Source organism: Streptomyces sp. NPDC037421, assembly GCF_055602105.1.
Genome location: NZ_JBVJWV010000005.1, coordinates 178877 through 205542, shown reverse-complemented (window position 1 = coordinate 205542; position 26666 = coordinate 178877). Strand labels below are relative to the sequence as shown.

Sequence of the window (26666 nt, the reverse complement as noted above, 5' to 3'; positions counted from 1 at the left end):
CGCGCGCTCGTGTCGGTGTGTGCAATTCCCCGCTCGGGCGCGTGAGACTGGCCGGGAATACTCCCCGCCCCGAAGATCCCCGAAGGGGTTCCCGCATGCGTCAGCCCGCCTCCCTCTCCACTTCGGTCTCCACCTCGGTCTCCGTCCTCGCCGCCGCCGCTCTGATGCCCTTCCTGCTGTTCACCGCCACCGCCTGCCAGAGCGCCCCCGAGGGGGCCGCGCTCGCCCCCGCCGCGGCACCCGCCGTCCCGGTCGACGACGGCGCCCCCGGCGCCGACGAGGACCCCGCCGCCCAGGACCGGTCGGGGGCGGTGCCCGGCGCGGCCAAGGACGCCCATGTGGGTGACTCCGTACGGGTGCAAGGACACGAGGTGGGCCGCCACCTCCAGGTGGTGCTGGCCGCGTTCGTGGACCCGGCGGTCAGCGTCGAACCGAACTACCAGCCGCCCGCCGGGAAGCGCTGGGTGGCCGCCTCGATGTCGTTCGTCAACGTCGGCGGAGCCTCGTACGGGGCGCTCGGGCGCATGTGGGCGTACGACGGCGCGGGCAAGCGCCACCCGGTGGTGCGCACCGGTGAACTGACGACCGGCAAACCGCTCGTCTTCGATTCGCTCGCGGTCGGCGAGCGGGCCGAGGGATGGGTCGTGTTCGAAATTCCGGAAAACCAGAAGATCGTGCGGCTCCAGTACCAGGACGCGAACATGCAGGCGAATTCCGGAGGGGGATTCTGGTCGGTCTAGCCCGCGCGGGTGAAAGGCCGTGAAAGGGCCCGGCGCCGGAGCACTAAGGTGCGCGCATGACTTCTACGCAAGCCGAAACCGACCGCAGCCTGCTCGGCACCATTTCCGTGCTCGCCTGGATCGGCGACCCCGCCGAGGGCCACGACATCCCGTACCTGCTCGCCTACACGCTCGGTGACGGGCCGCAGGGCCGGGAGGCGGGCGAGGCGGCCGCCCGCGGGCTGCTGGAGGAGATGGGCCTGGGCATCGGCGACATGGTGAACGGGACCGAGAAGCCACAGAAGTTCGACGTGAAGATCGTCCTCGCGGACAACCAGATCGCGCTGACCCTCCCCGGACTGAACGCCACCTGCACCGCCCCCGACGAATGGGTCGCGGCGGCCACCGAGAGCGGCCAGGCCTACTTCCTGTTCGCCACGCGCGCCTGGCCCGAGGCCGTCCCCGGCAAGCCGGTGAGCGCGGAACTCCTCCAGGCCTTCGCCGGCGACGAAGGAGTGCTGACCAGCAGCGCCCACTGCCTCGTCGCCGTGCAGAGCCTGCAGCGCTAGGGGGTGTCCGGCGGATCGGGGTCAGACGCCCCGGGCCCGGCCCTGACCCGCCGGACACCCCCCCCAGGGCTGGCCGACCCCTGTCCGCGGCAGCCGCCGCCGCGCCTGCGGCGGCCGCCGTGCACCGGCCGCCGGGCTCCCAGCCTGCCCGGCGGCCGGCCCCCCCGGGCCGTGTCTTTCGGATCAGGCGTCAGGGACGTTCGAAGGCGAACCGCAGCGAGCGGACCCGGTTGTCGAAGTTCGAGCCCGCCAGATCGGGCAGGCCCACCGCGCGCAGGCCCACCGGCCGGGTGAGCAGCTCACGGAAGAGCGCCTTCATCTCCACCCGGGCCAGATGGGCGCCCAGGCAGAAGTGCGGTCCGCCGCCGCCGAAACCCAGGTGCGGATTGGGGGAGCGGGTGATGTCGAACGCGTCCGGGTCGGGGAACACCGCCTCGTCGCGGTTGGCCGACGCGTAGTACAGCACCACCTTGTCCCCGGGCCGGAACACACGCCCGCCCAGAGCGTGCTCGGCGGTGACCGTCCGGCGGAACTGGATGATCGGCGTCGAGTGCCGGATCATCTCGTCCACCGCGCCGTCCGCGTGCTTCTCGAAGTCCGACAGCAGCAGGTCCCGCTGCTCCGGGAAGTCCGTCAACAGGGTCAGGCCGTGGCTGATGGCGTTGCGGGTGGTCTCCACCCCCGCCACCATCAACAGGCTGAAGAAGGCGCCCAGCTGGCGCGCGCCGAGCGCCTGGCCGTCCACGTTGGCGCACACCAGGGCCGAGATCAGGTCGTCCGTGGGGTTCTTGCGCCGCTCCCGCCCGATCCCCGCGACCATCCGCTGCATCCGGGCCAGGGCCCGCAGCCCGCGGCCGGGCATCCGCAGCCGGGCCGCCAGCCCGCGCTCCACACCGATGTTCTCGGAGGCGTGGTTGACCCGGTCCGCGATCTCCGCACGGTAGTGCTCCGGGATGCCCATCATGTTGCAGATGACCTCCAGGGGCAGCCGGGAGGACACCGCCGAGACGAACTCGTCCGGGCGCTCGGCCAGCACGTCGTCCACGATCCGGGCCGCCACCGCGTGGATGTCCTCCTCGGCCGCCGCCAGCAGCCGCGGCGTGAACGCCCGCTGCACGATCTTCCGCAGCTGCGCGTGGTCCGGGCCGTCCAGGTTGACCATGGAGTCCCCGAACAGCGCCCGCACCCACCGGGCCGGCTCCGGCGTCGTGACCCCGGGCGCGCTCGCGAACACCTTCGGCAGCCGGCTCGCCTCCTGCACGTCGGCGTGGCGTACGAGGGCCCAGTGGCCGCCCCCCTCGGGGACGAACACCGGGGAGTCCAGCGCGCGCAGCCGGGCGAAGGCCGCGAGCCGCTGGTCGGGGGGCCGCTGCCAGAAGCCCGGCTCGGCCAGTTCCCCTCCGGGGTCGGTGCCGGAGCCGTGCCGTTGCGGGGGGAGTGTCATGGGGGCTGTCTCTTCCTGTCGCCGTTCCGCTGAGCTGCTGAACGGGTTCGGGGGCGTGGGGGTGACGGCCGGAGCCTCAGACTTCGGCACCGGCGCGGGCGGGCCTCCCGCCGCGGACGGCCAGCGTCGTGCCGGCCACCACCGTGGCCGTCGCGACCAGCCCCGCGTACAGGACCGCGTACGAACCCGCCCAGGTGCAGGCGAGCAGGGCCAGCGCGGACACCGGCAGCACCAGCTGCTGGGCCGCGCCGCGCTTGAAGTGGCGCGAGTGCAGCAACCACACCATCAGCAGGAACAGCGCCGACGGGACCGTCACGGCGGCGTTCGCGGCGACCTGCGAGATGTGCGCCTTCCCCACCGCGTGCTCCACCGCGACCTCGATGCCCGCTCCGATCGCCGCACCCGACGCGAAGATCAGCAGATGGCCGTAGCCCCACGGGATCGCCTCCCGGTTGGAGTTCAGCCGCTCGTGCATCGGCACCGCGAAGTAGATCCACCACGCGGCGAAGACGATCAGCAGGCCGCCCGCCGCGATCGGCAGCAGCTCGCCCAGCGCCTCGTGCTCGTCGAGCGCCGACTTCACCGCCACCGTGCTCGCCGCGATGGTCTCGCCCAGCACGATGATGGTGAACAGCCCGTACCGCTCCACGATGTGGTGGGCGTGCCAGGGCGTCTGGTGCCGTCGCTCCGCCAGCACCGGGACCATCAGCTCGGCCACCACCAGCACCAGGAACAGCCAGCGCTTCGAACCCTCCGGAGCGAACAGCAGCCCCACCCAGCCCGCCTGACAGATCACCAGGCCGGCCGCGTACTTCAGCGCCGCCGAACGTGCCGCACCGCTCTCCCCGGCCGCCGCGCGCAGCCACTGCGCCGTCAGCGCCACCCTCATGATCAGGTAGCCGATGACGGCCACCGTCCAGTCGTTGTCGTCGAAGGCCCGGCTCACCCCCGCCGCGTAGACGAGCACACCGGCGATCTGCACCAGCGTCGCGACCCGGTACGGCACGTCGTCGCAGTCGTAGGCGGACGCGAACCACGTGAAGTTCATCCACGCCCACCACACGCCGAAGAAGACGAAGAAGTAGCCGACCACCCCGGACCCCGGATGGCCCTCCGCCAGCGCGTGCACCAGCCGCGCCCCCGCCTGGGCGATCGCGACGACGAAGCAGAGGTCGAAGAACAGCTCCAGTGAGGTCGCCGTCCGGTGCCCCTCGTCGCGGCTGCGGGCGGTCATCGGTACGTACGTCATACCGCCCAGCACACCAGGGCCCGGCCCCCCGGCCGGCGAGGCGCGCGGCCGACGGCCCCCGGGTACCCCGGGCGGACTCGTGCCCGCCCGATCCGTCCGGCCACGAGACGAAGGGACCACGGCCGGCGGGACAAGGTCCCGCCGCCCACACGACGTTCGCCCCTGCCGCGGCCCACCCCCCGCAGCGGAGCCTGGATAAGTCAGGACCCTTCTCAATGTTCAGGACCACGCCATGAGTTCCGCCACGCAGCAAGCGCCACAGGTCCTCGCCGACCCGGCGCAGTACCGCCCGGGCCGCACCATCACGCAGTGGACCCCCGAGGATCCCTCCTTCTGGCGCTCCACCGGCAAGAAGGTCGCCACCAGGAACCTGTGGATCGCCGTCCCGGCCCTGCTCGTGGCCTTCGTGGTCTGGCAGGTGTGGAGCATCACGGCGACCAACCTGAAGGACGTCGGGTTCGGCTTCTCCCAGTCGCAGCTGTTCTGGCTGACGGCCGTCCCCGGCATCACCGGCGGCACCGCCCGGATCTTCTACACCTTCCTCGGCCCGATGGTGGGACAGCGCCGCTTCACCGCCCTCTCCACAGTGGTCCTGGTCGTCCCGCTGCTGTGGCTCGGCTTCGCCGTGCAGGACCCGGACACCTCCTACACCACCATGGTCGCCATCGCCGCCCTCTGCGGAATCGGCGGCGCGAACTTCTCCTCCTCCCTCGCCAACATCGGCTTCTTCTACCCGAAGCAGGAGAAGGGCAACGCCACCGGCATCAACGGCGGCCTCGGCAACCTCGGCGTCTCCGTGGTCCAGCTGCTCACCCCCATCCTGATCACCTCCTCCGTCCTGGCCATCGGAGCGGGCCAGAAGAAGGCGAACGGCTCGGAGATCTACCTCCAGAACGCCGCCTTCGTCTGGATCCCGGTCCTGGTCGTGCTGGCGGCGGTCGCCTGGTTCGGGCAGAACGACCTCAAGGTCGCCTCCACGCCCTTCAGCCAGCAGAAGATCATCTTCAGGCGCAAGCACAACTGGCTGATGACCTGGCTCTACGTCGGCACCTTCGGCTCCTTCATCGGCTTCGCCGCCGCCCTGCCACTGCTCATCAAGACCACCTTCCCCGCGTACTCCGTAGCCACGTACGCCTGGATGGGCCCGGCCCTGGGCGCGCTGGCCCGCTGGGCGGGCGGCTGGATCGCCGACAAGCTGGGCGGTGCCCGGGTGACGATCCTTTCCTTCGTGGGCATGGGCGCGTCGATCATCGGCGTGATCAACTTCCTGCCCGGGGGCTCTGACCATGGTTCGTTCCAAGGCTTCTTCCTCTGCTTCCTGGCCGCCTTCTTCTTCTCGGGCATCGGCAACGGCTCGACCTTCCGGCAGATCCCGGTCATCTTCCGGGCGCAGCACCTGAAGGGCCTGACGGAGGGCACGCCGCAGTACGCGGCCGCCCTGAAGCAGGCGGAGATCGAGTCCGGCGCGGTGACGGGCTTCACCGCGGCCATCGCCGCCTACGGCTTCTTCTTCATCCCGGCGATGTTCGCCAACTTCTCGGTGACCAGCGCGATGTGGGGCTTCGTCGCCTTCTACGCCAGCTGCGTGGCCGTGACCTGGTGGTTCTACGCCCGCAAGAACGCGGAAGCCCCCAGCTGACCCCCGGCCCGGGCCCCGGGCGCCGCGGCCCCCACCAGTCCCGCGCCGCCCGGCACCCCACCCGAAGCCCCGGGCCCGGGCCCTGACCTCAGGGCTCCCGGGCACTGGCCTCAGGCGCCGGCCCGTGCGGCTTCGCCCGCGACCCTCCGGCCCCCGGCCCCCGGCCCCCGGCGCCGGCGTCCGGGGGCGCGGGGCCGGGTCGCGGGGCCGGGTCGCGGGGCGGGGACGCCCGGATTGCTGCGTCCGCCCGCCCGCAGGGCCCTGGCCCGTCTCCCCCCCCGGGCCCACCTTCGGAGCCGGGTGCGGCTCATGCCGCCTGCCGTACACCGCTCCCGCCCGTCGTCCACGACGTGGCCCCGGATGGCGTCATCCGGCCCGAGCAGCCCGTCACCCTCCCTCCGCCGCCGGCTGCCGTATCACCGTGTCCCCCGTCTTCGCCGCCATGGCCGCCGCGATCGGGCCGGACGACGGTGACGGCCGGCACCCGCACCGCCCCGCGGCCGTGGCGGTCCCGGTCCCGATCCCGGTGGCCCTGCCGGGCCTCCTCGCCGCAGCCGCCGCCCAGGCCGGGGCCCGCGAGGAGCTCGGCCGGGACGCCGGGGAGGCCGAGGCCCCCGTCCCCGGGGCCCCATCGCAGCCGCCGGTGCGCTGGTCCGCGTACCTCTTCCTCCTCCTCTTCCGCGGCGGGCCGGCCAGGCCCGGCCCGGTCGCCGTCATCGGTGTCTGCGGACCGTCCGGACCGTCCTGCCCCGACATCGCGCAGGACCACCCCTGGTTCTTCGCCATCATGCTGTTGCTCCTCTCCGCCTCTGCTCTCGCGCCGACTTCCTTCATGCTGCCGGGGCCGCTCAAGAGGTGCGTCGCGCTATCCACAGGCGCCGCCCGAAGGCAGATTTTCCGACTTTCCAGCCCCTGCCACGAATTCTTGTGAATGCTTTCACAAGCGCACTATGGACTTTGGTCCACGGAAAATCCCAGCTCAAAGGCGGTGGCGAAGGTCAAGGTTCGGCGGTCGGGGGACTTTTGGGCCTGAGTTCAGGACCATCGCGGCACCAAATGATCGATCAAAAGGCGTGGAATGGACACAAGCAATGAGGCGACTCGGAGAAGGAGCCGGTGATGACCGCCACCCCTGTGGAGACCACGAAGAACGGCGAGGCCTGGGAGGGCTTCAAGGGCGGTCTGTGGCGCGACGCCATCGACGTCCGCGACTTCATCCAGCAGAACTACACGCCGTACGAAGGTGACGACTCCTTCCTCGCCGGCCCCACCGAGCGCACCACCGCCGTATGGAAGGCGATCACCGACAGGTTCCCGGAGGAGCGCCAGAAGGGCGTGTACGACATCGCGTACGACATCCCGTCGTCGATCACCGCGCACGCCCCGGGCTACATCGACCGCGACAAGGACCTGATCGCCGGCCTCCAGACCGACGCCCCGCTCAAGCGCGCGATCATGCCGTACGGCGGCTGGCGGATGGTCGCCGGCGCCCTGGAGACCTACGGCTACCCGGTCTCCGAGGAGCTGGAGAAGGTCTTCACCGAGTACCGCAAGACCCACAACGCCGGCGTCTTCGACGCCTACACCCCCGAGATCCGCGCCGCCCGCAAGGCCGGCATCGTGACCGGCCTCCCGGACGCGTACGGCCGCGGCCGCATCATCGGCGACTACCGCCGCGTGGCCCTCTACGGAGTCGACCGCCTGATCGCAGTCAAGAAGGACGAGAAGGAGGAACTGAACTCCCTCCCCGCCGGCAACCGCTCGCTGGAGGAGACGATCCGCCTGCGCGAGGAACTCGCCGAGCAGATGCGCGCGCTGTCCGAGCTCAAGGCGATGGCCGCCTCCTACGGCTACGACATCTCCGGCCCCGCCGTCACCGGCCGCGAAGCCATCCAGTGGCTGTACTTCGCGTACCTCGGCGCCGTGAAGGAGCAGAACGGCGCGGCCATGTCCCTGGGCCGCACCTCCACGTTTGTCGACATATATCTTCAGCGTGACATCGCGGCCGGCCTCCTCACCGAGGAACAGGCACAGGAACTCGTCGACGACTTCATCATCAAGCTGCGCATCGTCCGCTTCCTGCGGACCCCCGAATACGACGAACTGTTCTCCGGCGACCCGACCTGGGTCACCGAGTCCATCGCCGGCATGGGGGAGGACGGCCGCCCGCTGGTCACCAAGACGTCCTTCCGCTACCTCCAGACCCTCTACAATCTCGGCCCGGCCCCCGAGCCGAACATGACGGTCTTCTGGTCCCCGCGGCTGCCGCAGGGCTTCAAGGAGTTCTGCGCCCGCGTCTCCATCGACACCTCCTCGGTGCAGTACGAATCCGACGAGCTGATGCGCCCGCGCTTCGGCGACGACACAGCCATCGCGTGCTGCGTCTCGGCCATGCCGGTGGGCAAGCAGATGCAGTTCTTCGGCGCCCGCGTCAACGTCGCCAAGACCCTCCTCTACGCGATCAACGGAGGCCGGGACGAGAAGTCCGGCGCCCAGGTCGGACCGCGGACCGCCCTGCCCGCCTCCGACGTCCTCGACTACGACGAGGTCATGGCCAAGTTCGACGAGCAGATGGAATGGCTCGCCGAGACCTACGTCCACGCCCTCAACGTCATCCACTACATGCACGACCGCTACGCCTACGAGCGCCTCGAAATGGCACTGCACGACCGCGATGTGCGCCGCACCATGGCCTGCGGCATCGCCGGCCTGTCCGTCGCCGCCGACTCGCTGTCCGCCATCAAGTACGCCAAGGTCACCGCCCTGCGCGACGAGAGCGGCCTCGCCACCGACTACGCCATCGAGGGCGAGTTCCCCGCGTACGGCAACAACGACGACCGCGTCGACGAGATCGCCGTCTGGCTCGTCGAGGAGTTCATGAAGAAGATCCGCAAGCACGAGACGTACCGGGGCGCCGAGCACACCCAGTCCGTACTGACGATCACCTCGAACGTGGTCTACGGCAAGAAGACCGGCAACACCCCGGACGGACGCCGGGCCGGCGAACCCTTCTCACCCGGCGCCAACCCGATGAACGGCCGCGACACCCACGGCTACGTCACCTCGGCCCTGTCGGTCGCCAAGCTCCCGTACGCGGACGCGGAGGACGGCATCTCACTGACCAACACCGTCACCCCCGACGGCCTCGGCCGCACCCCCGAGGAGCGGATCAAGAACCTCGCCGGCGTGCTCGACGGCTACATGGCCGTCGACGGCTTCCACATGAACGTCAACGTGCTGAACCGCGACACCCTCCTGGACGCCATGGAGCACCCGGAGAAGTACCCGCAGCTGACCATCCGCGTCAGCGGCTACGCGGTGAACTTCGTGCGGCTCACGCGGGCGCAGCAGCTCGACGTGCTGAACCGCACCTTCCACGGCGCGCTGTAACACCGTCCGCAGACCGCGCCGTCCGCAGACCGCGCGGCCGGGGCCGGGCCCTCACCCCGGCCCCGAGCCGCGCGCTCCCACCGGAACACGACTGGAGCACCTGCCATGACCGTCTACTTCGGTACGAGCCTGCCCGTCGGCCCCGAGAACGCCGCCGTCGTCAGCGCCGCCCGCCCACCGGCCGCCGCCGCGCAGCCCGCGGCCACCCCCGCGCAGACCCCGGCCGCCGCCGCGACGCAGCGGCCGAGCGAGGGCTCGGTGCACTCCTGGGACCTGTCCACCGGAGTCGACGGCCCCGGCACCCGGTTCGTGACCTTCCTCGCCGGCTGCCCGCTGACCTGCCTGTACTGCCACAACCCCGACACCATGCGGATGCGCAGCGGCCGTCGCACCTCGGCCGACGCCGTCATCGCAGAAGCCCGTAAGTACACCCGGTTCATCTCCGCCTCGGGCGGCGGCGCCACCATCTCCGGCGGCGAACCGCTGCTCCAGCCCGTCTTCGCCGGAGAGCTCCTGCACCGCATGAAGAACGACCTGGGCCTGCACACCGCCCTCGACACCTCGGGCTTCCTCGGATCCCGGGCCACCGACGCACTGCTGCGCGACGTGGACCTCGTACTGCTCGACATCAAGTCCTGGGACCGGGACACCTACAAGAAGGTCACCGGCCGGCAGCTGGAGCCCACCCTGGACTTCGCGCACCGCCTCGCGGACCTGGGCAAGGAGGTGCACTTGCGGTTCGTGCTCGTGCCCGGGCTCACCGACGCGCGCGAGAACGTCGAAGGGGTCGCCGCCTTCGCCGGCGGTCTCGGGAACGTCTCGCGGGTCGACGTACTGCCCTTCCACAAACTCGGCGAGAGCAAGTGGGAAGCCCTGGACATGCCCTTCACCCTGCACGACACGCCGTCGCCCACCGCAGCGCAGGTGGCCGAGGCCAAGGCGGTCTTCGACGCCCACGGACTGAAGGCCGTATGACCCGTCCAGGCCAATCCTGAACTCCGCATAACGGGCTGAATCGGCATAGACCACCTAGCGTGGTGCTGTGTCCGAGCCCACAGAAGTACTCGCCGCAGACCCACCCCCCGGGCCACCCGAGACCCTGCCACCGGCCGGGCGGTCCGTCACCGCACGGGCCACCGCGGCCGGCGTCGCGGTCTCCCTCCTGCTCATCGCCGCCATCGTGCTGGGCAGCCGCCTGCTGCGGGACTTCGACTCCGCCCTGCTGCCGTACGCCGTCGCCACGGTCTTCCTGGCCTTCGGCGTGGCCTACCGGTACACGGTCTGGGTGTCCGCACCCGGCGCGCGCCGGCTCTTCAAGAGGGGCTTCGGCAGCTTCTTCTCGGCCGCCAACTTCAAGAAGGCGCCCACCGCCCTCCCGAAGATGATCGCCACCTACCTCGGCTTCCAGAAATTCCTCGGCGCCCGCTCACGTGCCCGCTGGGCCGCCCACCAGCTGATCTTCTGGGGATGCCTGCTGGCCGCCGCGATCACCTTTCCCCTCACCTGGGGCTGGTTCACCTTCACCTCCGGCAGCGGCTCCGGACCCGGCTACGAGATGCGGATCTGGGGCTTCAAAGTCATCGGATTCAACTCGCTCGACATCCTGGGCTGGCTGATGTTCCACGGCCTGGACATCGCGGCCGTCCTCGTCATCCCCGGAGCCTCGTACTTCCTCTGGCGCCGCATGAAGGACCGCGGCGCCATCACCGGCCAGCGCTTCGCCTACGACCTGCTCCCGCTGATCTGCCTGATCGTGATCTCGGTGACCGGGCTGCTGCTCACCTTCTCGTCGATCTTCCTGCACGGCGGCGGCTACGAGTTCCTGGCGATCCTGCACATGGTCTCGGTGGTCTTCACCCTCATCTACATCCCCTTCGGGAAGTTCTTCCACATCGTCCAGCGGCCGGCGGCGGTCGGCATGCAGCTCTTCAAGTACACCGCCCGCCAGGACGAGGAGATCTTCGCCTGCAAGCGCTGCGGCGAACCCATCGACACCACCCCGTACGTGGAGAACCTGCGCGGCACGATGCAGGACCTCCGGCTCGACTTCAACGCCTTCGCCGAATACTGCCCCCGCTGCAAGCGGATCCTGCGCGGCAACGCCTACCTGACCCACGTCAAGAAGGGCTTCAAGTGACCGCGACGGACCCCGCCAAGCGGGCCCCCCTTCCCCTCGACCCGGCCATCGCCCCGCCCGGCACCCGCAACTTCCGCGACGCCGGCGGCATCCCCGCCGACCAGTGGCACGCCGACCAGAACGGCGAGACCCTCGTCCCCACCCACTGCTGCTTCTGCGGCGTGCAGTGCGGCATGTACCTCCGCGTCGACAAGGGCGGCAAGGTCTTCGGCGTCGAACCCCGCAACCACGACATCAACCGCATGCGGCTGTGCCCCAAAGGCATCAACGCCTACCAGCAGGTCAACCACCCCGACCGGCTGACCTCGCCCCTGATGCGCCGCTCCCGCGACGAGGAATTCAAGGAGGCCTCCTGGGACGAGGCCCTCGACTTCACCGTCTCCGAGATCCGGCGCATCCAGGCCGACCACGGCAACGACGCCGTCGGACTGCTCGGCGGCGCCAGCCTCTACTCCGAGAAGACCTACCTCGTCGGCAAGTTCGGCCGGGTCGCCCTCAAGACCAGGCACGTCGACTACAACGGCCGCCTCTGCATGGTCAGCGCCGCCGGCGCCAACAAGCTCGCCTTCGGCATCGACCGCGCCGCCAACCCCTTCTCCGACATCCTCCTCACCGACTGCCTGCTGATCGCCGGGTCGAACGTGGGGGAGTGCTTCCCGGTGATGACCCAGTACCTCTGGGGCGCCCGCGACCGGGGCGCGTCGCTGATCGTCGTCGACCCGCGCGAGACGGCCGTCGCCCGCACCGCCGATGTCCACGTCCCCGTCAAACCCGGCACCGACTCGGCCTTCTTCAACGCCGTGCTCCACGTGATCGTCGCCGAGGGCCTCACCGACGAGGCGTACCTCGCCGCCCACACCACCGGCTGGGACGAGGTCAAGAAGACCGTCCAGGAATACCCGCCCGCCCGGTCCGCCGAGATCTGCGGCATCCCCGCCTCCCAGATCGTCCAGGTCGCCCGAATGTTCGCCGGCGCGGACAAGGCGATGGCCTTCCACGCCCGCGGCATCGAACACCACTCGCAGGGCGTCGAGAACTGCCTGTCCGTCATCAACATGTGCGTGGCCACCGGCAACCTCGGCAGACCCGGCGCCGGCTACGGCACCATCACCGGCCAGGGCAACGGCCAAGGCGGCCGCGAACACGGCCAGAAAGCCGACCTCCTGCCCGGCGGCCGCTCCATCACGAACGAGGAGCACCGCCGCCAGATCTGCCGGATCTGGGGCATCGACGAGGCCGACCTCCCGCCCGCCGGCACCTCCATGATGGAAATGGTCTGGCAGATGCAGCGGCAGGAGATCCGCGGCCTGATCGGTATCTGCAACAACCCGTTCGTCTCACTCCCCAACTACGGGGCGGTCAAGCACGGCTACGACACCCTTGAGTTCCACGCGCAGTTCGACTTCTTCCTCTCCGAGACCGCCGTCAACGCGCACGTGGTCTTCCCGGTCACCGTCTGGGCCGAGGACGAGGGCGTCATGGCCAACACCGAAGCCCGGGTGGTCAAGCACAACAAAGCACAGGAGCCACCCGCCGGGGTGCGCACCGACACCTGGGTGATGTGCGAACTGGCCAGACGCCTGGGCGCCGGCGACAAGTTCGACTTCCCCGGCTCCCGCGAGGTGTTCGAGGAACTGCGCGTCGCCTCCGCCGGCACCGTCAACGACTACTACGGCATCACGTACGAGCGGCTCGAAGCGAGCGGAGGCATCGCCTGGCCCTGCCCGTCCACCGAGCACTCCGGCACGCCCCGGCTGTTCGAGGACGGCCGGACCTACCACCCCGACGGCAAGATCCACATGCAGGTCGTGGAATGGCACCCGCCCATGGACGCCTACACCGAGGAGTTCCCGCTCTCCCTCACCACCGGCCGCACCGTCGCGCACTTCCTGTCCGGCAACCAGACCCGCCGCCTGGGCGCCCTCGTCGAACAGACCCCGCGCCCGTGGGTGGAGGTGCACCCCTCCCACGGATTCCGCGACGGCGACCCCGTCCGGGTGGTCACCCGACGCGGCAGCGAGGTCTTCCCGGCCCTCGTCACGGAGGCCATCCGCCCCGACACCGTCTTCATCCCCTACCACTGGCCCGTCCCGACGGCCGCGAACGCCCTGACCATCGACGCCCTCGACCCCCGCTCGAAGATCCCCGAGTACAAGGTCTGCGCCGCCCGGATCGAGGCGGCGGAGCGGGTCGACGAGGTCCCCGCACCGCCCACGGCCCCCGGCCACCAGGCCTACCCGGAGACCCAGGTCTCCCGCACCGACCCCCTGCCCCCCACGTCCTCGCAGGGCCGTGGCACGGCGGAGAGGAGCTGACACCCCCATGATGGGCCGCACGATCTTCATCGACCCCGGCCGCTGCATCGGCTGTCAGGCCTGCGTATCCGCCTGCCGCGAATGCGACTCACACCGCGGCAAGTCGATGATCCACCTGGACTACACCGACACCGGCCGGTCCGTCGCCTCTCTCCCCACCGTCTGCATGCACTGCGAGGACCCCGTCGCGCCCTGCGCCGAGGTCTGCCCCGCCGACGCCATCCTGGTGACGGCGGACGGCGTGGTCCAGCAGGCCGACACCACCCGCTGCATCGGCTGCGCCAACTGCGTCAACGCCTGCCCCTTCGGCGTCCCGAAGATCGACCTGCAGGCGAAGCTCCAGATGAAGTGCAACCTCTGCTACGACCGCACCGCCTACGGCCTGGCCCCCATGTGCGCCACGGTCTGCCCGACCGGGGCCCTCTTCTACGGAACCCTCGAAGAGCTCCAGGCCGAGCGCCCCGGCGTCCAGGTCGCCGACTCCTTCGCCTTCGGCGACGTGGTCGTCTCCACCGGCGTGGCGATGGTCGTCCCCGCAGACAAGGTCCAGTGGCCCGTGCCCGGAGGCCTGCCCGTCGTGGAGGTGAATGGGGTGGATGTCCGATGAGCGTGACCCAGCAGCCCGCACCCGGCTCCGGACCGGGCCCGGACGCCGGTGGCGACGCCGCCGCCAACCAGCTGCGCGACCGGATCAGCGCCGACTCCCTCACCACCCGGCGCGACTATCTGCGGATCGTCGCCACCGTCTCCGGAGGCCTGGCCATCGGAGGCGTCGGAGTCGCATCCGGCATCCTGCACCGGCACGGGGACAGCGGGACGATGCCCGAGGCCAAGAAGGTCACCGACCAGCTCGCACCGGGCGAGTCCGTGGCCTTCCGCTTCCCCGGCGACGAGGACCGGGCCCTCGCCGTCCGGCTCGGCGACGGCAGCCTCGTCGCCTACTCCGCCGTCTGCACCCACCTGGCCTGCGCCGTGCTCTGGCGTGAGGACCGCGGCCCCGAAGGGGAGCTGTACTGCCCCTGCCACGAAGGCGTCTTCGACGCCCGCACCGGTGAGGTGACCGCAGGCCCGCCACCCCGCCCACTCCCGAGGATCTTCCTGACCGAGCAGGCCGACGGCAGCGTCTGGGCCATCGCCACCGCCCGCTCCGGGGAGCCCGCCAAGGAAGCCCTGTGCCGGCAGTTCGGCGACTCCCGGCCCGAGACGGCCCAGCGCCTGGGGTGCCCCGGAGCAGCCCGCGCCGCCGAAAGCAGGCGGACATGAGCGACGCGCAGCTCCCTCCCCGCGCCGAATACCACCCGGGGAGCGCCCACCCCCGGCTGAACCGGCCGGTCCACGAGCGGTACCCGCAGATCCGCCCCACCAGTGGCTACGGCGACCCGCGCACCCGGCACACCGGCCCCGGCCCGGGCGCCGGCACCGAACAGGAGCCGGAGCGCTCCTCCAAGCTCAACGCCCGCCTGGTCCTCGCCCTCACGGTCGTGATCGGGCAGCTCTGGGCCCTGACCGTCACCGTCAACGAGTGGATGAAGGGCAACACCGCCACGGCCTGGTGGGGGGCGGGATTCCTGGTCCTGTCCTTCCTCGTCGTGATCGCCCTGTGGCTCCTCGACCCGAAGGACCGATGACCATGTCCATACCCACGCCCATCCCGCCCGCGGTGCGCTCGCACCGCGCGGAGACCTACAAGCCCGGTGCCGTCATCGGTGACTGGCGTCCCGAGGACGAGGCCTTCTGGCAGGCCACCGGCCGCCGGGTCGCCCAGCGCAACCTCTGGGTCTCCATCCCGGCGCTGATGCTCGGCTTCGTGGTCTGGCAGGTCTGGTCGGTCACCGTGGTCAAGCTGAACGACGTCGGCTTCGGCTTCTCCAAGTCGCAGCTGTTCTGGCTGACCGCCATCCCGGGCATCACCGGCGGCACCTTCCGGATCCTCTACACCTTCATCGGCCCGATCTTCGGCGAGCGGAAGTTCACCGCCTTCAGCACCTTCATCCTGATCGGCCCCATGCTGTGGCTGGGCTTCGCGCTCCAGGACACCGGCACCCCGTACTGGGAGCTGGCGCTCATCGCGGCCGTCTGCGGAATCGGCGGCGCGAACTTCGCCTCCTCCATGGCCAACATCGGCTTCTTCTTCCCCAAGCGGGAGAAGGGCAGCGCCAACGGCCTCAACGGCGGCCTCGGCAACCTCGGCGTGAGCGTCGTCCAGCTGGTCGCGCCGCTGGTGGTCACCGCCGCCGTGCTCGGCGCCCCGGCGGGCGGCCCCCAGCACGACGCGAAGGAGAACACGGACATCTGGCTCCAGAACGGGGCCTTCCTCTGGGTGCCGCTGCTGGTGATCATGGCGTTGCTGGCCTGGTTCCTGATGAACGACCTCAAGGTGGCCGCGGCCCCCTTCAGCCAGCAGAAGGTCATCTTCAAGCGCAAGCACAACTGGCTGATGACCTGGCTCTACGTCGGCACCTTCGGGTCCTTCATCGGATTCGCCGCCGGCCTGCCCCTGCTGATCAAGAACAACTTCGAGACGCAGGGCTACCAGGCCACCACCTACGCCTGGATCGGCCCGTTCATCGGCGCGCTCATGCGCTGGGCCGGCGGCTGGCTCTCCGACAAGATCGGCGGCGCCAGAGTGACCATGCTGTCCTTCGTCGGCATGACGGCGGCCCTGGTGGTCGTGATCTTCGCGCTGCCGTCCGGCGGCGACCAGGGAAGCTTCTGGGTGTTCTTCACCGGCTTCCTGGTGGCCTTCGCCTTCTCCGGACTGGGCAACGGCTCGACCTTCCGGCAGATCCCGGTGATCTTCCGCGAGCAGCACATGCGCCAGGCGGAGGGCCAGGGTCCCCAGGCGCAGGCGGCCGCGCTGAAGCAGTCGGAGATGGAGGCGGGCGCCGTCACCGGCTTCTCCTCCGCCATCGCCGCCTACGGCTTCTTCTTCATCCCCGCGATGTTCGCCGCCATGGCGGTCACCCACGCGCTGTGGCTGTTCATCGGCTTCTACGTGACCTGCCTCGCGGTCTGCTGGTGGTTCTACGCCCGCAAGGGCGCGGAAGCCCCCAGCTGACCCGGGCAGCGGCCGCGGCAGCAGCAGGGGCCGGGGGCGCGGGCGGCCGTACCCTTGGGGCATGAGCACCGCCCCCGCCTCCGACCCGCAGTCCCCGAAGCCCGAAGCCGGGGCGAAGCCCGAGACGAAGCCGAAGCCCAGGCCGAAGCTCGTCTTCGACGACCCGCTGGACCAGCAGTCCTCGGACGACACCGACCGGGGCTGGGGCGAGCGGCCGCCCGCCGGAGGGAGCGCGGCCGACCTGGCCCGCTTCCTCGACGAGAAGCCCCCGCACCACATCTGACCCTCCGGGGCCGTCAGAAGGCGTCGCGCGCTCCCGGCGTCCCCTGCGCCCTGGTGCCCTCGCCGTTCGCGCTCCGCTGCGCGACCAGGACGTCGCGGATGTCCTTGAGCACCTCCAGCTCGGTGATCTCCATGCTCTCCTGCACGCCCTCCTTGGCCTTGCGGCGCGCCTCCACCTTGGCGAGGTACTTCGCCATGGGCAGGACCATCAGGAAGTACACGACCGCCGCGGTGATCAGGAAGCTGAGCGCGGCGTTCAGCACGGAGCCCCACATGATGTTGACGCCGGTCGGCTCGCCCTTCGCGTCGACCCCACAAGGTGCCTTCAGGCACGAGGTGTAGACATCCAGGTTCTTGGTGCCGATGGCGCCCACGAGAGGGCTGATGATGCCCTTGACGATCGAGTTCACGATGTTCGTGAACGCCGCGCCGATGACCACGGCCACCGCCAGGTCGACCACGTTCCCGCGCATCAGGAAGGCCTTGAAGCCCGCCAGTACGCTCTCCTTCTTCTTCTCGCTCACCACTGAGCCTTTCTTTGTGCCTGCTGTAGACGGAGCCAACGGTTCCGAAAGCTACGGCAGGCACGGCACGGCGTGTCCAATCAGCACCCACGCCAGGGCGACTTGACTGCTCCTCAGTGCGAATCAGCACACCGTCACCGCCAGACGTGCCACGGCGCCCGCCCCCACCAGGGCACGCGCCGTGTCCCGGGGCACGGACAGCACCACCAGCGCCCCACCGTCCCCGACACCCGCCTCCACAGCGGGCACTTCAGCCACCCGGGCACCCGTCGCCACCACCCGGGGCGCCCCGGTGCGCTCCGCCACGACCACGTCGACCCGGTCCCCGGGACGCAACAGCCGCACCGTTGCGGCATCCGCGATGCGCACGGGCGCCGACACCATCCGTACCGCCGCGGGTGCCGGTTTCACCAGGGGCGCGGGCGTGGGCGCGCCCCGGGAGGCCTGCGCCTCCGTTCCGCCCACCGCCAAGGCGGCCGCCACCACGGCCAGCCCGGCCGAGGCGACCCGCCGCCTGCGGCGCACCGCACTCCGCAGCCGGCCGCCGGCCCGGCCCACTCGGAGCGGGGGAAAGGGAGGCACGGGGCGCGCGGGGGGACACGTGGAAGAGCAGACGGGACGGGAGCCCGCGGAAGAGGAGGAAGTCAGAGAGGAGGAAACGGGGGACGGGAGAGAGGTCCTGGACATGATGGGCACCGCCAAGCTGGTCGTGGTCCGCCGTCCGGACCCACTGCCCGGACCTCCCCCACGATCCGCCTCCCCGCCAGGGCCCGCTCCGGCCTGTGGACAATCCCCAGGCTGTGGACAACGCCGTCACCCTCAGGTGTCAGCGCCCGGCCGGTACCTGGCAGGCCTCCGAGAAGCCCTGGCTGGTCAGGCCGAACGCGCTGTTGACGCGCGAGCGCCAGTTCTCCAGCGCGACCATGGCGGTGAGCTCGACGAACGCCGCCTCGCCGAGCCGGGCGATCAGCTCGGCGGCCAGTTCGTCCGTGACCGACGGCTCGGTCTCGGTCATCGCCTCGGCGTACTCCATGACCAGCAGCTCCAGCTCGGTGAAGACCTCGCGCGACTCCCGCCACTGCGGCACCCGCTCGATCTTCTCCGGCGAGAGCCCCTTCTCGTGGCCCTCCCAGTAGCCGAAGTCCATGCACCACGAGCAGTTGATACGCGCGGCCGAAGCCATTACGGCCAGGTGCTTGAGGCCGGCATCGAGCTTGTTCCACTTCGCCGCCTGCTGCTCCATGCGCACGTACGAGAACAGCACGCGCGAGTTGTGCCCGTAGGCCTTACCCGGGTCCAGCACCTTGCCGTAGGTGCGGCGCGAGTACCAGGCGCCGATGCGCATGAGCAGGGTGCGGGGCGGGGTGAGCGAGATGCGCGGCATGACTGGCCTCTTCCGGCTCGGGGGTCCCGGTGACCCCTTCGCCATGGAGACAGGACAGCCCCGCGGAATGTGACACCGCCCGGGAAGTTTTCTCGCCGGGCGGTCGCCGGGCGGTCGCTGGGCGGTCGCCCCGCGGTGCTCGTACCCCGGCAGGCGGCCGGAACGGCGCCCAGGGCCGCCCCGCCGGCCCGTCACGGGCCGGCGGGAGGGGCCGGGAGAGCGCGGGAGGCGGCGCGGAGGCGCCGGGCAAGGGCTCCACCGGCCCTCAGTCGCTGCTAAGGCAGTTCGATGCCCAGGTCCCAGCCGTCGTGGACGTGGGTGCACAGGCAGTCGCGGGCTTCGGTCGGCGGCAGCGCCGCCACCGCGTCGAAGAGGACCTCGCGCAGTCGGCCGACGTTCTCGCCGAACACCTTGAGGACCTCCGTGTGGGACACGCCCTCACCCGTCTCGGCGCCCGCGTCCAGGTCCGTGACCAGGGCCATCGAGGTGTAGCAGAGCCCCAGCTCGCGGGCGAGCACCGCCTCCGGGTGCCCGGTCATGCCGACCACCGACCAGCCGGCCGCCGCGTGCCACCGCGACTCCGCCCGCGTCGAGAACCGCGGCCCCTCGATGACGACCATGGTGCCGCCGTCCACCGGCTCCCACTCCCGCCCCCGAGCCGCCGCGAGCGCCACCGACCGGCCGACCGGGCAGTACGGGTCGGCGAAGGTGGTGTGCACGACGTTCGGTACGGTCCCGTCCGGCAGCGGCTCACCGTCGAAGAAGGTCTGCACGCGGGACTTCGTACGGTCGACCAGCTGGTCCGGCACCAGCAGCGTGCCGGGCCCGTACTCCGCCCGCAGGCCGCCGACCGCGCAGGGCCCCAGCACCTGGCGGACGCCGACCGAGCGCAGCGCCCACAGGTTGGCCCGGTAGTTGATCTTGTGTGGCGGCACGGTGTGGCTGCGCCCGTGCCGCGGCAGGAACGCCACCTGGCGTCCGGCCAGCTCACCCACGTACAGGGAGTCGCTCGGGGGCCCGTACGGCGTCTCCACCTGGATCTCGGAGACGTCCTCGAGGAAGGAGTAGAAGCCCGACCCGCCGATTACACCGATCTCTGCGTTCACCATGGCCTCACCCTAACGGGGGACGCACAAGGCCCCGCCGCCCAAGAGGGCGGCGGGGCCTTGCGGAAAGCGGAAGACGTACTACGGGATCAGGCGGCCGAGGTGGAGCTGCTGCCCGTGCTCGAAGTCGCCGAGGAGGTCGAAGAGGCAGGGGCGGCGGCAGCGGCCGACGTCGTCGTGGACGACGAGGACGACTTCGAGGCAGGGGTGCTGCTCGACGAGGCGCCACGGCTGTCGTTCCGGTAGAAACCGGAGCCCTTGAAGACGATGCCGACCGCGGAGAACACCTTCTTCAGGCGTCCGTCGCAGCTCGGGCACACGGTCAGTGCCTCATCGGTGAACTTCTGCACGGCCTCAAGGCCCTCACCGCACTCGGTGCACTGGTACTGGTAGGTCGGCACGAATTTCCTCCTGGCACTCTGACTCAATGAGTGCTAACGACGCTCCATGGTGACGTATTCCGGCGGATCAGTCCACCGTCACAGGCGTGCGGTGACCGATCCCACGCTCGTTCGCCGCGTTGCGGGCGGCCGGCGCGGACGAGTTCACGATCCTGCTCGGGGCCTTCGGCGCCAGCTTCGCGCGCAGCGCCACCAGCGTGACCAGGGCGAGGGCCGTGGCCACCAGCGGGACCAGGAAGCCGTACGAGGACCCGTGCGCGTCCGTCAGACGGCCGGCCAGGGTCACGGCGGCGGCCTGCCCGAAGGCGACCGCTCCGGTCAGCCAGGTGAAGGCCTCGGTCCGCGAGGCGGCCGGGACCAGCTGCTCGATCATCGTGTAGCCGGTGATCAGTGCGGGGGCGATGCACAGCCCGACGACCAGGCCGAGCGCGCCCAGCAGGACCATCGAGTGCGCGGCCCACAGCACCGAGGCGGCGGCGGTCAGGCCGATGTAGCCCAGGATCAGGCGGCGGCGCGGGCCGATCTTCCAGGCGACGGCGCCCATCGTGATGCCGGCGACCATGTTGCCGGCCGCGAAGATGCCGTACAGCAGGCCGTTGGCGCCCGGGTTGCCGATCTCGTTGGAGAAGGCGGCGAGCGAGACCTGCATGCCGCCGAAGACGGCGCCGATGCCGATGAAGGCGACGATCAGGACGCGCAGGCCCGGGAAGGACAGCGCGGACTGGTGCTTGCCGTCGGCCGCCGAGAGCGGGGCGACCTGCGGCTCGGTGGCGCGCTGCGCGGCGAAGAACAGGCCGCCGAGCAGGGTCAGGGCCGCCTCGGTCGCCAGACCGGCGGCCGGGTGGACGCCGGTGCACAGCGCGGTGGCGAGCACCGGGCCGACGACGAAGGTGAACTCGTCGGTGACGGACTCGAACGCGGCGGCCGTCGGCAGCAGCGGGGAGCCCTCCAGCTTGGCCGCCCAGCGGGACCGGACCATCGGGCCGACCTGCGGGACGGAGGCGCCGGCCGGGACGGCGGCCAGCGCCAGCGCCCACAGCGGGGCGCCGAGGAGTGCCAGCGCGGTCAGAGCGGAGACCGCGGCGGCGTGGACGAGGACGACCGGCACGAGGACGGCGCTCTGGCCGCGGCGGTCGGTGAACTTGCCCATGACCGGCGCGAAGAGGGCCATGGAGACGCCGGTGACGGCGGCGACGATCCCCGCGTCGCCGTAGGAGCCGGTGGCGTGCTGGACGAGCAGCAGGATGCTGATCGTCAGCATGCCGAACGGCAGACGGGCGGCGAAGCCGGGGAGGACGAAGGAGAGGGCGCCGGGTGTGCGCAGCAGCTGCCCGTAGCCGGGTCGGGCGGACTTGTCGGTCGTGACCGCGGATGTCACGGCCTGGCCTTTCCGCTGCCTGGTAGAGCGTCCCCGTCTGCGGACGGCGGGCCGCCTTGTGAGCGACCGCACCCGTACATGTGGGAGCCCCGAGAGCTGTCCTCTTGCGCAGAACCGAGTGATACCTGGGCGCCCACTGCGGGAGGGAGCCACGGCCGCTTTGCGGTCGCGCCAGCTCTGCGTCAGGCAGAGTTGGTTCGATGTGGTGTGCCTTCATCGTACAGGGGAATCCACTACCACGCCCTGTGATTACGGTGACAAGGCATGTCTTCACCTGCGATTAACTGGAACTTTGCATTCCGCGCCCCGTGAAATGGGTGCAAGCCCGGTCACAAGCCAGCGAAAATGGCCGAATTAGAACGCCGCTCTAACCGAAAACGATCATCCGGGCGGTGTTCCGGGCACCCTCCGTCACCTAGAGTGACGTTCCGCCACCGGTCCCCAGCCACCCCGCCAGCTTGCCGCCGCGCGCCACCGCCCGCAGCCGGGCCTCCGCCGCGTCCCGCACCGGATCCGTGGCCACGACCAGGAGCTCGTCCCCGCGCCGCAGCACGGTCGACGGCGCCGGCACGAAGCTCTTCGCGTCCCGGACCACCAGCGTCACCGACGCGCCCGCCGGCAGCCGCAGCTCGCCGACCTCCACACCGTGCATCCGCGAGGCGGGCGGGATCGCGAAGGACAGCAGGTGCCCGCGCAGCTTCTCCAGCGGCGCCGACTCGATCCCGAGGTCGGCGGCCGCCTCGTCGGTGTCGCGCAGGTTCAGCTCGCGCGCCAGCCACGGCAGGGTCGGCCCCTGCACCAGCGTGTAGACGACCACGAGCACGAAGACGATGTTGAAGACCCGGTCGCTGCCCTCGATCCCGGTCACCAGCGGGATCGTCGCCAGGATGATGGGCACGGCGCCGCGCAGGCCGGCCCACGACATCAGGGCCTGCTCCTGCCAGGGGATGCGGAAGGGCAGCAGGCTGACGAAGACCTCCAGCGGCCGCGCCACCATGGTCAGCACCAGTCCGATGATCACCGCGGGCCAGAAGTCGTTCACCAGCTCGTGCGGGGTGACCAGCAGGCCCAGCAGCACGAACATGCCGATCTGGGCGATCCAGCCGAGCCCGTCCGCGAACCCGCGCGTGGCCGGCCAGTGCGGCAGCTTCGCGTTCCCCAGCACCATCGCCGCCAGGTACACCGCGAGGAATCCGGAGCCGTGCGCCATCGCGCCGGCCGCGTACGCGGTCACGGCGATCGCCATCACCGCGATCGGATACAGGCCGGAGGCGGGCAGTGCCACGTGCCGCAGCCCGTACGCCCCCAGGAAGCCCACCGCCAGGCCGATCGCGGCGCCGATCGCCAGCTCAAGCGCGATCTTGCCGAGCAGCACGTACCACTCGTCCACCGGTCCGACCGCCGCGAAGGCGACCACCAGGATCACGACGGGGGCGTCGTTGAAGCCGGACTCGGCCTCCAGCACGCCCGTCACCCGCGACGGCAGCGGAACCTTGCGCAGTACGGAGAAGACGGCCGCCGCGTCGGTCGAGGAGACGACCGCGCCGATCAGCAGCGCCTGGCGCCACTCCAGCCCCACCAGGTAGTGCGCGCCCGCCGCCGTGACACCCACGCTGACCGCGACGCCGACCAGCGACAGGACCACCGCCGCCGGCAGCGCGGGCTTGATCTCTTTCCACTTGGTGCCCAGACCGCCCTCGGCAAGGATGACGACGAGCGCCGCGTAACCGATGACCTGCGTCAGCTCGGCGTTGTCGAACACGACGTTGCCTATGCCGTCCTGGCCTATCGCGATGCCTATGCCGAGGTAGATGAGCAGGCTGGGGAGGCCGCTGCGTGAGGAGATGCGCACCGCCGCCACGGCGACGAGCAGCACGAGCGAACAGACCAGCAGGAGCTCATTGAGCGTGTGGACAGTCAGCGGGCGGCCCTTTCCTCAGAGCGTGCCTGGTGGATCGTTCCTCCGGCGGCGCATTCGGCAAGTACTTCGTTACCTTACCTAATCTTTGACGGACTCTTTACGCGATAACCACATTGTGAAACGTCGTTTCCCGCCTGTCCTACGGACCTCGACCCCTGGCGGATCAACGAAGGCGGTCCTGCGCCTATGGTTGCTCCCAGCAATCCCAGGACCACCCTGCCCCTCTAAGGACAGCGATGCCCGCCAATGAATCCGGACCTTCCGTCAAGAAGAAGGGACGACGCGCACGCCTGCTCGTGCTCGTCATGGTCCTGGCGCTCTTGGCGGGCCTCGGCTACGGCGCGTACTGGAGCGTGGACACCGTGCGCGCCTCCTTCCCGCAGACGACCGGCTCCCTCAAGGTCCCAGGCCTGACCGGGACGGTCGATGTGAAGCGCGACGAGCACGGCATTCCGCAGCTCTACGCCGACAACGACGAGGACCTCTTCCGCGCCCAGGGCTTCGTGCACGCCCAGGACCGGTTCTGGGAGATGGACGTCCGGCGCCACATGACCTCCGGCCGGCTGTCGGAGATGTTCGGCTCCGGCCAGGTCGAGACCGACGCCTTCCTGCGCACCCTCGGCTGGCGCCACGTGGCGCAGGAGGAGTACGACAAGAAGCTCTCGCCGGAGACGAAGAAGTACCTCCAGGCCTACGCCGACGGGGTCAACGCGTACCTGAAGGGGAAGTCCGGCAAGGACCTCTCCGTCGAGCACGCCGCCCTCAAGCTGACCGACGACTACAAGCCGGAGCAGTGGACACCGGTGGACTCGGTGGCCTGGCTCAAGGCGATGGCCTGGGACCTGCGCGGCAACATGCAGGACGAGATCGACCGCTCGCTGATGACGAACAAGCTCTCGCAGGCGCAGATCGACGAGCTCTACCCGCCGTACCCCTTCGACCGGAACAAGCCGATCGTCGAGGGCGGCACCGTCGCCGGCGGCAAGTACGCGCCCCAGGGCACCGCCGGCGCCGGCTCTTCCGGTACCGGCAAGGGCACGGGCACCGGAAACGGCACCACCCAGGGCACGGGCACCGGCACCGGCGCGAGCACCACCCCCGGCGCCGGCTCGCAGGCCACCCCCAACGGGGGCACGGGCAACGCCACCGGCCTCGCCGACAACGCCACCGCCCAGGGCGCGACCGTCGGCCTGCGCACGCAGCTCGGCTCCCTCGCCAAGACCCTGGACGAGATCCCGGCCATCCTCGGCCCCAACGGCAGCGGCATCGGATCGAACTCCTGGGTCGTCTCGGGCCAGCACACGACCACCGGCAAGCCGCTGCTCGCGAACGACCCGCACCTGTCCCCGCAGCTGCCCTCGGTCTGGTACCAGATGGGCCTGCACTGCCGCGCCGCCTCGCCCCAGTGCCAGTACGACGTGGCCGGCTACACCTTCTCCGGCATGCCCGGCGTGGTCATCGGCCACAACGCCGACATCGCCTGGGGCATGACCAACCTCGGCGCCGACGTGACCGACCTCTACCTGGAGCAGGTCCGTCCCGAGGGCTACGTCTACGACAACAAGGTCGTCCCCTTCGCCACGCGTGAAGAGGAGATCAAGGTCGCGGGCGGCAAGAGCAAGAAGATCACCGTCCGCACCACCAACAACGGACCGTTGATCTCCGACCGCAGCGACGAGCTGGAGACCGTCGGCTCCCGCGCCCCCGTTCCCAGCTCGGCCCCCGACCGCGGCAACGGCTACGCCGTCGCCCTGCGCTGGACCGCTCTGGACCCGGGCAAGTCGATGGACGCGGTGTTCAAGCTCAACCGCGCCAAGGACTTCAACAGCTTCCGCGCAGCGGCGGCCGACTTCGAGGTCCCCTCGCAGAACCTGATCTATGCCGACAACAAGGGTGCGAACGGCAACATCGGCTACCAGGCCCCGGGCCGCATCCCGGTCCGCAACCAGGGCGACGGCCGCCTGCCGGCGCCCGGCTGGGACCCCAAGTACGCGTGGAAGGGCGGCCGGGACGGCAACGCCGGCTACATCCCGCAGAACGAGATGCCCTGGGAGCTGAACCCGGCGCGCGGCTACATCGTCACCGCCAACCAGGCCGTCACCGAGTCCGGCACCGGCACCGGCACCGGCAAGTACCCGTACGTCCTGACCACGGACTGGGGCTACGGCGCCCGGAGCCAGCGGATCAACGACCTCATCGAGGCGAAGACCAAGGACAACGGCAAGATCTCCACCGATGACATGCGCACCATGCAGATGGACAACAGCAGCGAGATCGCCGCGCTGCTGACCCCGATGCTGGCCAAGATCCAGGTCTCGGACCCGGACGTGCGCTCGGCGCAGAAGCTGCTCGAAGGCTGGAACTACACGCAGGAGCCCGACTCCGCTGCGGCCGCGTACTTCAACGCGGTCTGGCGCAACATCCTCAAGCTGTCCTTCGGTGACAAGATGCCGAAGGAGCTGCGGGTCGAGGGCAGCTGCATGAACGTCAGCGAGGAGAGCACCGGCCCGAACGACGACCTCACCAAGACGGTCCGCGAGTGCGGTACGCGCGGCCCCGACTCGGCGCAGCCGGACGGCGGCGACCGCTGGTTCGAGGTGGTCCGCCGGCTGGTCAAGGACGAGAAGTCGCCGTGGTGGACCGCCACCCCGAAGACCGTCCACGACAAGCCGATCAAGACCCGTGACGAGCTCTTCGCCCGGGCCATGGAGGACGCCCGCTGGGAGCTGACCGCCAAGCTCGGCAAGGACCAGTCGACCTGGAGCTGGGGCCGGCTGCACCAGCTGACGCTGAAGAACCAGACGATCGGCAAGGAGGGCCCGGGCTTCATGCAGTGGCTCCTCAACCGCGGCCCGTGGAACGTGGGCGGCGGCGAGGCCACCGTCAACGCGACCGGCTGGAACGCCTCCAGCGGCTACGAGGTCACCTGGGTGCCGTCGATGCGGATGGTCGTCAACCTCGGCGACCTGGACAAGTCCCGCTGGATCAACCTGACCGGCGCCTCGGGGCACGCGTACGCCGGCACGTACACGGACCAGACGGCGTTGTGGGCCAAGGGCGAACTGCTGGAGTGGCCCTTCGGGAAGGGCGCCGTCGACAAGTCGACAGTGGACACCCTGACGCTCAAGCCGTGACCGCGACCGTGACCGT

The 26666-nt window shown here is 70.4% G+C and carries 23 protein-coding genes; 14 read left to right on the top strand and 9 right to left on the bottom strand.

Annotation, left to right across the window (positions count from 1 at the left end):
• The first annotated feature begins 95 nt into the window (after nt 1-95).
• Together ACZ7IF_RS10225 and ACZ7IF_RS10220 are read left to right on the top strand one after the other, a co-directional pair.
• Entirely contained in the window at nt 96-740 is a 645-nt protein-coding gene (locus ACZ7IF_RS10225) for a DUF4352 domain-containing protein (RefSeq protein WP_470966098.1), read from the top strand.
• Nucleotides 741-796: 56 nt separating this feature from the next.
• Complete coding sequence (locus tag ACZ7IF_RS10220) at nt 797-1288, top strand: DUF5949 family protein (RefSeq protein WP_470966096.1); 492 nt, start codon at nt 797-799, stop codon at nt 1286-1288.
• A gap of 190 nt (nt 1289-1478) precedes the next feature.
• Here ACZ7IF_RS10220 and ACZ7IF_RS10215 read toward each other — a convergent pair whose 3' ends face one another.
• Both ACZ7IF_RS10215 and ACZ7IF_RS10210 read right to left on the bottom strand, forming a co-directional pair.
• Nucleotides 1479-2732 carry a cytochrome P450 gene (locus ACZ7IF_RS10215; protein ID WP_470966093.1) on the bottom strand — a complete coding sequence of 418 codons (1254 nt, stop codon included), beginning with the start codon at nt 2730-2732 and terminating at the stop codon, nt 1479-1481.
• Between the two features lie 76 nt (nt 2733-2808).
• A complete protein-coding gene (locus tag ACZ7IF_RS10210; RefSeq protein WP_470966090.1) occupies nt 2809-3981 on the bottom strand; it encodes a low temperature requirement protein A in 1173 nt (390 codons plus the stop codon).
• Between the two features lie 232 nt (nt 3982-4213).
• Between ACZ7IF_RS10210 and ACZ7IF_RS10205 the strand changes: the two genes are divergently transcribed.
• The 11 genes from ACZ7IF_RS10205 (at nt 4214) to ACZ7IF_RS10155 (ending at nt 16803) form a co-directional block, all read left to right on the top strand.
• On the top strand, nt 4214-5620 hold the full coding sequence (locus ACZ7IF_RS10205) for a NarK family nitrate/nitrite MFS transporter (RefSeq protein WP_470966088.1): 1407 nt from the start codon (nt 4214-4216) through the stop codon (nt 5618-5620).
• Between the two features lie 421 nt (nt 5621-6041).
• Complete coding sequence (locus ACZ7IF_RS10200) at nt 6042-6551, top strand: hypothetical protein (RefSeq protein WP_470966085.1); 510 nt, start codon at nt 6042-6044, stop codon at nt 6549-6551.
• A gap of 188 nt (nt 6552-6739) precedes the next feature.
• Nucleotides 6740-9010 carry a formate C-acetyltransferase gene (gene pflB / locus ACZ7IF_RS10195; protein ID WP_470966082.1) on the top strand — a complete coding sequence of 757 codons (2271 nt, stop codon included), beginning with the start codon at nt 6740-6742 and terminating at the stop codon, nt 9008-9010.
• Nucleotides 9011-9115: 105 nt separating this feature from the next.
• Nucleotides 9116-9985 carry a pyruvate formate-lyase-activating protein gene (gene pflA, locus ACZ7IF_RS10190; protein WP_470966079.1) on the top strand — a complete coding sequence of 290 codons (870 nt, stop codon included), beginning with the start codon at nt 9116-9118 and terminating at the stop codon, nt 9983-9985.
• Nucleotides 9986-10052: 67 nt separating this feature from the next.
• On the top strand, nt 10053-11147 hold the full coding sequence (locus tag ACZ7IF_RS10185; RefSeq protein WP_470966076.1) for an MFS transporter: 1095 nt from the start codon (nt 10053-10055) through the stop codon (nt 11145-11147).
• Nucleotides 11144-13462 (top strand): molybdopterin oxidoreductase family protein, encoded by a 2319-nt coding sequence (locus ACZ7IF_RS10180; protein WP_470966069.1) that lies wholly within the window; start codon nt 11144-11146, stop codon nt 13460-13462. The genes ACZ7IF_RS10185 and ACZ7IF_RS10180 overlap by 4 nt, the downstream gene beginning before the upstream one ends.
• A gap of 7 nt (nt 13463-13469) precedes the next feature.
• A complete protein-coding gene (locus ACZ7IF_RS10175) occupies nt 13470-14069 on the top strand; it encodes a 4Fe-4S dicluster domain-containing protein (protein WP_470966065.1) in 600 nt (199 codons plus the stop codon).
• Complete coding sequence (locus tag ACZ7IF_RS10170; protein ID WP_470966062.1) at nt 14066-14725, top strand: QcrA and Rieske domain-containing protein; 660 nt, start codon at nt 14066-14068, stop codon at nt 14723-14725. Before ACZ7IF_RS10175 ends, ACZ7IF_RS10170 begins: the two co-directional genes overlap by 4 nt.
• Nucleotides 14722-15090 carry a hypothetical protein gene (locus ACZ7IF_RS10165; protein ID WP_470966059.1) on the top strand — a complete coding sequence of 123 codons (369 nt, stop codon included), beginning with the start codon at nt 14722-14724 and terminating at the stop codon, nt 15088-15090. The genes ACZ7IF_RS10170 and ACZ7IF_RS10165 overlap by 4 nt, the downstream gene beginning before the upstream one ends.
• 2 nt (nt 15091-15092) lie before the next feature.
• Nucleotides 15093-16520 (top strand): NarK family nitrate/nitrite MFS transporter, encoded by a 1428-nt coding sequence (locus ACZ7IF_RS10160; protein ID WP_470966056.1) that lies wholly within the window; start codon nt 15093-15095, stop codon nt 16518-16520.
• Between the two features lie 61 nt (nt 16521-16581).
• The gene (locus tag ACZ7IF_RS10155) at nt 16582-16803 is read left to right on the top strand and encodes a hypothetical protein (RefSeq protein WP_007264613.1); all 222 of its coding nucleotides are present in this window, start codon (nt 16582-16584) and stop codon (nt 16801-16803) included.
• 13 nt (nt 16804-16816) lie between these two features.
• Here ACZ7IF_RS10155 and mscL read toward each other — a convergent pair whose 3' ends face one another.
• The 7 genes from mscL to ACZ7IF_RS10120 form a co-directional block, all read right to left on the bottom strand.
• A complete protein-coding gene (mscL, locus tag ACZ7IF_RS10150; RefSeq protein WP_470966051.1) occupies nt 16817-17326 on the bottom strand; it encodes a large conductance mechanosensitive channel protein MscL in 510 nt (169 codons plus the stop codon).
• A 123-nt stretch (nt 17327-17449) separates the two neighbouring features.
• Nucleotides 17450-18013 (bottom strand): hypothetical protein, encoded by a 564-nt coding sequence (locus ACZ7IF_RS10145; RefSeq protein ID WP_470966048.1) that lies wholly within the window; start codon nt 18011-18013, stop codon nt 17450-17452.
• 139 nt (nt 18014-18152) lie between these two features.
• Nucleotides 18153-18710 (bottom strand): carboxymuconolactone decarboxylase family protein, encoded by a 558-nt coding sequence (locus ACZ7IF_RS10140; RefSeq protein ID WP_470966044.1) that lies wholly within the window; start codon nt 18708-18710, stop codon nt 18153-18155.
• Nucleotides 18711-18985: 275 nt separating this feature from the next.
• Nucleotides 18986-19819, bottom strand: a complete 834-nt coding sequence (locus tag ACZ7IF_RS10135; RefSeq protein WP_470966039.1) for an S-methyl-5'-thioadenosine phosphorylase — start codon at nt 19817-19819, stop codon at nt 18986-18988.
• An 86-nt stretch (nt 19820-19905) separates the two neighbouring features.
• Nucleotides 19906-20217, bottom strand: a complete 312-nt coding sequence (locus ACZ7IF_RS10130) for an FmdB family zinc ribbon protein (protein ID WP_470966036.1) — start codon at nt 20215-20217, stop codon at nt 19906-19908.
• Between the two features lie 67 nt (nt 20218-20284).
• Nucleotides 20285-21595, bottom strand: coding sequence for an MFS transporter (locus ACZ7IF_RS10125; protein WP_470966031.1), 1311 nt, complete (start codon nt 21593-21595; stop codon nt 20285-20287).
• A gap of 415 nt (nt 21596-22010) precedes the next feature.
• Complete coding sequence (locus ACZ7IF_RS10120; RefSeq protein WP_470966026.1) at nt 22011-23471, bottom strand: potassium/proton antiporter; 1461 nt, start codon at nt 23469-23471, stop codon at nt 22011-22013.
• A gap of 281 nt (nt 23472-23752) precedes the next feature.
• On the opposite strand from ACZ7IF_RS10120, the gene ACZ7IF_RS10115 reads away from it, so the two are divergent.
• A complete protein-coding gene (locus tag ACZ7IF_RS10115; protein WP_470966022.1) occupies nt 23753-26650 on the top strand; it encodes a penicillin acylase family protein in 2898 nt (965 codons plus the stop codon).
• The last annotated feature ends 16 nt before the right edge of the window (nt 26651-26666 follow it).

Bases quoted from the DNA above. Each gene is read 5' to 3' on its own strand.
- ACZ7IF_RS10225 (WP_470966098.1), top strand. From the start codon at position 96: ATGCGTCAGCCCGCCTCCCTCTCCACTTCGGTCTCCACCTCGGTCTCC.
- ACZ7IF_RS10220 (WP_470966096.1), top strand. From the start codon at position 797: ATGACTTCTACGCAAGCCGAAACCGACCGCAGCCTGCTCGGCACCATT.
- ACZ7IF_RS10215 (WP_470966093.1), bottom strand. From the start codon at position 2,732: ATGACACTCCCCCCGCAACGGCACGGCTCCGGCACCGACCCCGGAGGG.
- ACZ7IF_RS10210 (WP_470966090.1), bottom strand. From the start codon at position 3,981: ATGACGTACGTACCGATGACCGCCCGCAGCCGCGACGAGGGGCACCGG.
- ACZ7IF_RS10205 (WP_470966088.1), top strand. From the start codon at position 4,214: ATGAGTTCCGCCACGCAGCAAGCGCCACAGGTCCTCGCCGACCCGGCG.
- pflB (WP_470966082.1), top strand. From the start codon at position 6,740: ATGACCGCCACCCCTGTGGAGACCACGAAGAACGGCGAGGCCTGGGAG.
- pflA (WP_470966079.1), top strand. From the start codon at position 9,116: ATGACCGTCTACTTCGGTACGAGCCTGCCCGTCGGCCCCGAGAACGCC.
- ACZ7IF_RS10175 (WP_470966065.1), top strand. From the start codon at position 13,470: ATGATGGGCCGCACGATCTTCATCGACCCCGGCCGCTGCATCGGCTGT.
- ACZ7IF_RS10170 (WP_470966062.1), top strand. From the start codon at position 14,066: ATGAGCGTGACCCAGCAGCCCGCACCCGGCTCCGGACCGGGCCCGGAC.
- ACZ7IF_RS10165 (WP_470966059.1), top strand. From the start codon at position 14,722: ATGAGCGACGCGCAGCTCCCTCCCCGCGCCGAATACCACCCGGGGAGC.
- ACZ7IF_RS10160 (WP_470966056.1), top strand. From the start codon at position 15,093: ATGTCCATACCCACGCCCATCCCGCCCGCGGTGCGCTCGCACCGCGCG.
- ACZ7IF_RS10155 (WP_007264613.1), top strand. From the start codon at position 16,582: ATGAGCACCGCCCCCGCCTCCGACCCGCAGTCCCCGAAGCCCGAAGCC.
- ACZ7IF_RS10145 (WP_470966048.1), bottom strand. From the start codon at position 18,013: ATGTCCAGGACCTCTCTCCCGTCCCCCGTTTCCTCCTCTCTGACTTCC.
- ACZ7IF_RS10140 (WP_470966044.1), bottom strand. From the start codon at position 18,710: ATGCCGCGCATCTCGCTCACCCCGCCCCGCACCCTGCTCATGCGCATC.
- ACZ7IF_RS10135 (WP_470966039.1), bottom strand. From the start codon at position 19,819: ATGGTGAACGCAGAGATCGGTGTAATCGGCGGGTCGGGCTTCTACTCC.
- ACZ7IF_RS10115 (WP_470966022.1), top strand. From the start codon at position 23,753: ATGCCCGCCAATGAATCCGGACCTTCCGTCAAGAAGAAGGGACGACGC.